This is a genomic window from Haloferula sp. (assembly GCF_049672945.1).
Taxonomy (GTDB): domain Bacteria; phylum Verrucomicrobiota; class Verrucomicrobiia; order Verrucomicrobiales; family Akkermansiaceae; genus Haloferula.
Genome location: NZ_JBATWY010000169.1, coordinates 1 through 6,019, shown reverse-complemented (window position 1 = coordinate 6,019; position 6,019 = coordinate 1). Strand labels below are relative to the sequence as shown.

Genomic DNA, 6,019 nt, shown 5'->3' with positions numbered 1-6,019 from the left:
TCAATCTTGGGAATGCCTTGTCCGTCGCAGGACGCCATGATGAGGCCGAAGCAGAACTGCAACGGACCATCGAGCTGCAGGGTTTTCTTGAGCCGGTGTTTCGAGGGAGATTCCATCTGGCGCAGGCCATTCACCGCGAGTGGTACTTTCGATGGATGCAGGAACGACGGGCGGGTGAGGCATTGCATGAGTTCCTGCGCGCGCGCGACCTTGTTTCGGAGTCCGAGGCATTGCATCACCCCTACTACTGGATGCTCGATTGCTCGCCATTCCAAAAGGATCTAGACCAAACCATCGAGTTCCTCGAAAACGCCCGAGTGCAACCCGAGCCACCCCGGGAATAGGGGACTAAAAGCCTTCCCCGCCGAAAACCCTCAGGCCTTCACGTCGTCCCAGTCGATGTTTCTTTCCGCGAGTTCCTTCAGGAGCTCGCGGATTTTTTTGTCCGCTTTTTCGAGGGTCGGCGGCGCACCGAAGGGCGGATCCGGTTGGTCGAGAAACTGCATCGAGGCACTGACGTAGGCCCAGCGCTGCGCTTTACCGTGGAGCACCCGGTCCTTGATGTCGATCAGCGTCCGCTCGGTGTGACTGTTGGTGATCTCGCGGTTGCCGACGAAGAAGTAGTAGGTGAGGCTGTCGTAGGTGATGTGCTGCTGGTCCTCGGGCGAGCCGGTGGCGACGGTCAGTTTCGAGACGAGCCGGGTCAGCGGAATCGATTCACCGTTGTCCAGTTCGAGGTGGTCCGCCTGGCTGCTGATGATCTTGTGGCCCTGTGCCGGCATGCAGCGTTCGGGGCGGTGGATCGAGTTGGCGAGGTCGTAGCCGGAGAGCACGATCGACAGGTCGATCAAATCCATCGGGCTTTCCATGGTGATGTAGGACATCTCCTCTTTGCGGGGAATGAGGCACTTGGCTTTGGAGAACTCGGTGTCTTTGGCGAGGATCGCGAGCTCCTTGTCGGAGGCGGGGTACTTCGCAGTGCGTCCGCCACTGATCAGGTCCGGAATTTCGGTATCGAGCGCACACTCGGCCTGCTTGAATTCCGGCATCGCGAAGATGGCGGAAAGGCCGAGCCCGAGGACGAGGGTGAGAATGAGGGAGCGCTTCATCGGATCAGTTGGCGGAGGCTTGGCGGGTGACGACCCGCTTGCGGGACTTGAGTCGTTTGAGCTTGGGCATGCCGCCTTCGAGAATCGAGTGCAGGACCAGCAGCATGACCAGCGAGATCGGGTAGAAAATCAGCAGCCCGGACCAGTCGTGCCAGGTATTGCGGGCGAATTCCGGGTTGCCGTATTCGGCGATCACGAAGATCGAGGTGAGCCGCAGCATGTTGCCGAGAATGGCCAGCGGGAAGGCCGAGAGGCAAAGGATGATCTTTTTCCAAAGTGGCATCTTGGCGAGGTAGGCCCACACCGAGGAAATCAGGATCAGCGCCATCAGCGAACGGATGCCACCGCAGCCTTCATCGATTTCCAGTGGAGCCCATTTGTCCCCGACGGAGAAAATCTGCGTCCCCCGCACCTCGACATCGACGCCGAACCATCCGCAGCCGACTTTGGCGAGCTTGGTGGAAAGGATCTGCAGTTCGGTGGTGGCTTGTTGAAACTGGGGCAGGGGGACCGCCAGCCACAGCAGGAAGAGCGGAAAGAAGGTCATTTTGGCGACTTGCCAGCCCCACAGGAACCAGGCCGAGCCCCACAGGATCAGCGGCAGGCCGGCCACCGCCAGACGCGCTTGTCCGGTGCGGTGGGCAAGCACGAATCCGATCACGCCACAAACCGCGATGACCAGCCCGCGCCAATCGCCCTCGGTCGCCCCGTCGCGCAGCGCCCTCCATTGCCAGCCGAGCAGACCGATCATGATGATCGGCACCATGAAGCCGTGTTCGAAGTCGGTTTCCGGGTTCCACGCGGACTTCAGCCAGACCAGCGGGCTCTGGGACTGGTCGGGTCCGAAACCTTTCACCAGGAAGTAAAAGATGGCCACGACCATCGCCGCGGCGATGGCGCCGGGCCAGATGACAGATTCTTTTGGGCGCGTGGCCTCTTCGTTTGGAGGGTTTTCCATCTTTCCTGTGGATGCAGGGTTGCCGATCCCATGGTGCCTGTCAACAATCCGCCCCTTGCGCACCGTCTCATGAAGCTGATCACTGGAACCGCTCACAGGGCGCTCGCTGAGCGCATCGCCGGAGAACTCGGAACCCGACTCGCGGACGTCAGTGTGACTTCGTTCCCGGATGGCGAGACTTTCGTCAAGATCAACGAGAACATCCGGGGCGAGGATGTCTTCATTGTCCAGCCGAGCTGCCCGCCGACGAATCACAACATCATGGAGCTGCTGATCATGGTGGATGCCGCTCGCCGCGCCTCCGCCGAGCGGATTACCGCCGTGATGCCCTTCTTCGGCTACGCCCGCCAGGACCGGAAAGACCAGCCGCGCGTGCCGATTACCGCCAAACTCGTCGCCAACCTGCTGACCTCCGCCGGTGTCAGCCGGGTGCTGACGATGGACCTGCACGCGCCTCAAATCCAGGGCTTCTTCGATATCCCGGTCGACCACCTTTATGCCAAGCCCGCGCTGATCGGCTACATCCGCGAGAAGGTCGGGGATCCTTCCGGACTGACGGTCGTTTCGCCCGATGTCGGCGGCACCAAGCTGGCGCGCGCCTATTCGGATGCCATCGGCGCCGAGCTGGCCATCGTCGCCAAACACCGCGTCAGCGCCACTCAGGTCGAGGCGATGAACGTGATCGGCGACGTCGAAGGTCGTGACGTGATCCTCGTCGACGACATGACCGAGACCGCCGGGACGCTCTGCGCGGCCGCGGAAATTCTGGCAGCCCGGGGCGCCAAGCGCATTTTTGCCGGCGTATCCCACGCCGTGCTCGACACCATGGGCCGGGAAAGGATCAAGAACTCGGCCATCGAGGAGGTCATCACCACCGATTCGGTCCCTCAGGCCAGCGGGGAAAAAGTCCACGTCTGCGGCATCGCCCCGCTGATGGCCGAAGCGATCCGACGGATTGCCGGCGGCCAGTCGGTGACGTCGCTGTTTCAGGTTTGAGGGGAGCGCTGAAAAGCTGAAAACTGAAATGCTGAAAGAAGAAGGGAGCAATGGCATTCCCCCGGCGCGTCATCCTATCCGCCCTAGCTTCAGCGGCGGACGAAGCTTTGCGGAGGCGGCCGCCCTGTCACCGCATCAGGTAGCCCTTACTTCGGCGTCTTGGTCTAAAAGTCGGAGAGTCTCAATGTCGAAAGTGAGAAGTGATGGGACCGACTTGATTCGTTCCGCCCTTCGCCCTTCGACCTCCGCCCTTCGCCCTTCGCCCTTCGCCCTTCGACCTTCGACCTTCGACCTTCGACCTTCGACCTTCGACCTTCGACCTTCGGACCTTCGGACCTTCGGACCTTCGACGGCCTTTCACTGCTCACTCGGCACTCGGCACTCGGCACTCGGCACTCGGCACTCGGCACTCGGCACTCGGCACTCGGCACTCGGCACTCGGCACTCGGCACTCGGCACCGCGGGAGTTTGTTCATTTGGTTCAGAAAAGCTTGAACACATGGCTCTGAATGTGCTTTCTCCCCTCGTGCCTCAGACTCCCCCGAGCCTCTCTGAGACTGCCGTGACCGATTCGATCACTGGCTACTTCTGTCGCGTCGCCGATACCGTCGGCCTGCCACGCTCCGCCGCCCAGATCTACAGCACCCTCTTTGTCGCCGACGCCCCGATCAGCTTCACCCAGGTCGTCGAGCGCTCCGGCCTGAGCAAAGCCAGCGCCTCCACCGGCCTCAAACTCCTCGAGCGCATGCGCGCCGTCGAAATCGTCGTCATCCCCAGCGAACGCGGCACCCACTACCGCCCCGAGCTCTCCATGCGCCGCCTCGCCGCTGGCTTCCTCGAGGAAACCCTGCTCCCCGGCCTCGAAGCCGGTGGCCGCCTCCTCGATGAGGCCACCCAGCAGGCCGACGACCACCTTCCCGCCCATCTCAACGAACGCCTTTCCAGCCTCCAGCGCTGGCACGAACTCACCCAAGACCTGATCCCCGCGCTGACCCTGCTAGACGGAGGAAAAGCAGAAAGCAGAAAGCAGAAAACTGAAAACTGAAAACCGGCAATCTGTTCTAACACAAGCTGAGCCACCTCGCTCCGCGACCTGACATCCCCCTGACACTTCAAACCACACGGTTTTTTCCTCACCCAAGGAAAATCGACCAAGGGCGGCAGCGTGAGGGGGGGAAGCAGAAAGCAGAAAGCAGAAAGCAGAAAGTAGAAGGCAGAAAGTAGAAGGCAGAAAGTAGAAGGCAGAAATTTGGAATCTGAAACTGGAGAACGGAAGCCATGAGGAAAGGGAGATTGCCGGACGCATTCAGGGAGCGGACGAAACGCTTTGCCGCCGCCGTGATCCGGCTCTTCGTAGCACTTCCGAAGGATCAGCCTGAGACGCAGGTATGCGGCAAGCAGATGCTCCGTGCGGGAACTTCCGTCGCCGCTCATGTGCGGGAAGCTTCCCGCGCCCGGTCCGATGCCGAATTCATCTCAAAACTGGGCGGAGCACTCCAAGAGGCGGATGAAGCGCAGCTTTGGTTCGAACTCCTGCGCGAGGAGTGCGGCATCACCGAAGAATCCACCATTCCCCTTGAAAGCGAGGCCAACGAGCTGATCGCCATCATGACCACCATCATCATCCGCACCCGCGACTAGCGCCCCACCTCTTCCTATTTCAACTTTCCCCTTTCTGACTTTAGATTTCTGCCTTTAATTTTCAACTTTCAGCTTCCAACTTTCTGTTGTCCGCTTTCTGCCTTTAAATTTCAGCTTTCCGCTTTCAACTTTCCGCTTTTCTTCTCCCCATGCGCATCCTCATCACCGGCGGAGCCGGCTTCCTCGGCTCCCATCTCTGCGAACGTCTCCTCAACGAGGGGCACGACATCATCTGCCTCGACAACTTCTTCACCGGCCGCAAGAAGAACATCGCCCACCTACTAGGCAATCCGTACTTCGAAATGGTCCGACACGACGTCATCGACCCCTTCAAGTTCGAAGTCGACCAGATCTACAACCTCGCCTGCCCGGCCTCGCCGCCGCACTACCAGCACAACCCGATCAAGACTACCAAGACCTCGGTGATGGGTGCCATCAACTGCCTCGGCCTCGCCAAGCGCGTCAACGCCCGCGTCTTCCAGGCCTCCACCTCCGAAGTCTACGGCGACCCCGAAATCCACCCCCAGCCGGAAAGCTACAAGGGCAGCGTCAATCCGATCGGCATCCGCGCCTGCTACGACGAAGGCAAACGCTGCGCCGAAACCCTCTTCTTCGATTACCACCGCCAGAACGGCGTCGAGATCCGCGTCGTCCGCATCTTCAATACCTTCGGCCCGCGCATGCTCCCCGACGACGGCCGGGTCGTCTCGAACTTCATCGTCCAGGCCCTCAAGGGCGAGGACATCACCATCTACGGCGATGGCACCCAGACCCGTTCCTTCTGCTACGTCGATGACCTCATCGAAGGCTTCGTCCGCCTGATGAACCACCCGACCCTCACCGGCCCGGTCAACATCGGCAACCCCGGCGAATTCACCATGCTCGAGCTTGCCGAAAAAGTCCTCAAGAAGGTCGGCGGCAAATCCAAGCTCACCTTCCATCCGCTGCCTGGCGACGACCCCCTCCAGCGCCAGCCTGACATCACCCTCGCCACCACCGAGCTCGGCTGGCAACCCACCGTCGACCTCGACGAAGGCCTCGACCGCACCATCCCCTACTTTGCGGACGTCGTCAGTGGGAAAAGCTGAAAGTGGAAAACTGAAAGCGGAAAGCAAAAGGGAGCAAGGGCATTCCTGCCCTGTCGCCTCACCCTAGGAGTCGGTAGCCAATGTTTCGGTGCTTCAGTGTTTCCTCCTTCGCCAAGGCTACGGCGGACAGGTCGGTCTAAAAGTCGGAAAGTCTGAAAGTCTGAAAGTCGGAATAGACGAGGACGGCCTGACTCGTTCCGACCTCCGACCTCCGACCTCCGACCTCC

7 protein-coding genes are annotated in these 6,019 nt (G+C 60.7%); 5 read left to right on the top strand and 2 right to left on the bottom strand.

The genetic code is table 11. The features are described from left to right. A partial coding sequence (locus WBG04_RS15020; RefSeq protein WP_424315269.1) for a hypothetical protein occupies nucleotides 1–344 on the top strand: 344 nt, incomplete at its 5' end. A 30-nt stretch (nucleotides 345–374) separates the two neighbouring features. On the opposite strand, the gene WBG04_RS15015 is transcribed toward WBG04_RS15020, so the two are convergent. Together WBG04_RS15015 and WBG04_RS15010 are read right to left on the bottom strand one after the other, a co-directional pair. Further along, nucleotides 375–1,109, bottom strand: coding sequence for an exosortase-associated EpsI family protein (locus WBG04_RS15015; protein ID WP_424315268.1), 735 nt, complete (start codon nucleotides 1,107–1,109; stop codon nucleotides 375–377). Nucleotides 1,110–1,113: 4 nt separating this feature from the next. Next, the gene (locus WBG04_RS15010; protein ID WP_424315267.1) at nucleotides 1,114–2,067 is read right to left on the bottom strand and encodes an exosortase/archaeosortase family protein; all 954 of its coding nucleotides are present in this window, start codon (nucleotides 2,065–2,067) and stop codon (nucleotides 1,114–1,116) included. A gap of 69 nt (nucleotides 2,068–2,136) precedes the next feature. On the opposite strand from WBG04_RS15010, the gene WBG04_RS15005 reads away from it, so the two are divergent. From WBG04_RS15005 to WBG04_RS14990, 4 genes are all read left to right on the top strand, one after another. After that, entirely contained in the window at nucleotides 2,137–3,063 is a 927-nt protein-coding gene (locus tag WBG04_RS15005; RefSeq protein WP_424315266.1) for a ribose-phosphate diphosphokinase, read from the top strand. A gap of 184 nt (nucleotides 3,064–3,247) precedes the next feature. Further along, the gene (locus WBG04_RS15000; protein WP_424315265.1) at nucleotides 3,248–4,108 is read left to right on the top strand and encodes a GbsR/MarR family transcriptional regulator; all 861 of its coding nucleotides are present in this window, start codon (nucleotides 3,248–3,250) and stop codon (nucleotides 4,106–4,108) included. A 233-nt stretch (nucleotides 4,109–4,341) separates the two neighbouring features. After that, entirely contained in the window at nucleotides 4,342–4,704 is a 363-nt protein-coding gene (locus WBG04_RS14995) for a four helix bundle protein (RefSeq protein WP_424315264.1), read from the top strand. 149 nt (nucleotides 4,705–4,853) lie between these two features. Then, nucleotides 4,854–5,792 (top strand): UDP-glucuronic acid decarboxylase family protein, encoded by a 939-nt coding sequence (locus WBG04_RS14990; protein ID WP_424315263.1) that lies wholly within the window; start codon nucleotides 4,854–4,856, stop codon nucleotides 5,790–5,792. The last annotated feature ends 227 nt before the right edge of the window (nucleotides 5,793–6,019 follow it).